Origin of the sequence: Microbacterium sp. MRS-1 (assembly GCF_000585455.1) — a bacterium.
Taxonomy (GTDB): domain Bacteria; phylum Actinomycetota; class Actinomycetes; order Actinomycetales; family Microbacteriaceae; genus Microbacterium; species Microbacterium laevaniformans.
In genome coordinates, this window is the sequence record NZ_JAUF01000131.1 from 1 (window position 1) to 1347 (window position 1347).

1 pseudogene is annotated in these 1347 nt (G+C 71.7%); it reads left to right on the forward strand.

Annotation, left to right across the window (positions count from 1 at the left end):
• Positions 1-169: 169 nt before the first annotated feature.
• Positions 170-1347: pseudogene (locus AS96_RS14525) on the forward strand (ATP-binding cassette domain-containing protein); the annotation flags it as partial.

Sequence of the window (1347 nt, forward strand, 5' to 3'; positions counted from 1 at the left end):
CGAACTCCGCATCCATTCGCGTTATCGGGTGCGGAGTTCGTCACATTCTGCGGGGTTCGTGAACCGGGCTCGCATCGGAGCCGGTCGGCCCGGTTCGCGCGGTCGGGGCGAGAACGGTTAGGCTGGTCGGCTCTGCGCCCGCACCGCGGCGAGGGCGGAAGGACCCGCTGTGGGCTACATCGACGTCGCCGCCGTCTCCTTCGTGCTGCCGGACGGGCGCCCCTGCTCGACGAGGTGACGTTCCGGGTGGCCGACGGCAAGACGACGGCCCTCATCGGCCCCAACGGGGCCGGCAAGACCACGCTCCTGCGCCTCATCCGCGGTGAGCTCGCCCCGCAGTCCGGCGTCGTCACGATCGACGGCGGACTGGGCGTCATGGACCAGTTCGTCGGTCACGGCACGGCGGAGCAGTCCATCCACGATCTGCTCGTCTCGGTCGCGCCGGCGCGCGTCGGTGCCGCCGCACGCGAGCTCGAGGATGCCGAGGCCGCCATCATCGACCGCGACGACCTCGACACGCAGATGCGCTACGCGAGCGCGCTGGCGGACTACGCCGAAGCGGGCGGCTACGAGTACGAGACCGTCTGGGACACCTGCACGATCGCCGCTCTCGGCATCCCCTTCGCCCGTGCCCGGTTCCGAGCGCTGACCAGCCTCTCGGGCGGCGAGCAGAAGCGTCTCGCGCTCGAAGCCCTGCTGCGCGGGCCGGACGAGGTGCTGCTGCTCGACGAACCCGACAACTACCTCGATGTGCCCGGCAAGCGCTGGCTCGAGGAGCGTCTGCGCGAGACGCCGAAGACCGTGCTGCTCGTCTCCCACGACCGCGAGCTGCTCGCCCGTGCCGCCGACCGCATCGTGACGCTGGAGCCGGGCGGCGCCGGCAGCAGCGCCTGGGTGCACGGCGGTGGCTTCGACGGCTACCACGCCGCGCGCGAAGACCGGATGGCTCGACTCGACGAGCTGCGCCGCCGGTGGGATGAGCAGCACCTCAAACTGCAGCGTTTCGTCGCCGACATGAAGGCGAAGGCGGCCGCCAGCGACGAGTTCGCCTCACGGTACCGCGCCGCCCAGACGCGGCTCCGACGTTTCGAAGACGCCGGCCCGCCCGAGGAACGTCCCCCCGCGCAGAACCTCGACCTGCGCCTGCGCCTGCGCGGCGCGCGCACCGGCAAGCGCGCCGTCGTCGCGGAACGCCTGGAGCTGACCGGCCTGATGAAGCCGTTCGATCTGGAGGTCTGGTTCGGCGATCGCATCGCCGTGCTCGGCTCGAACGGGTCGGGCAAGTCCCACTTCCTGCGGCTGCTGGCTCGCGGCGGCACCGACCCCGACGCCCTCCTCGGCCACGTC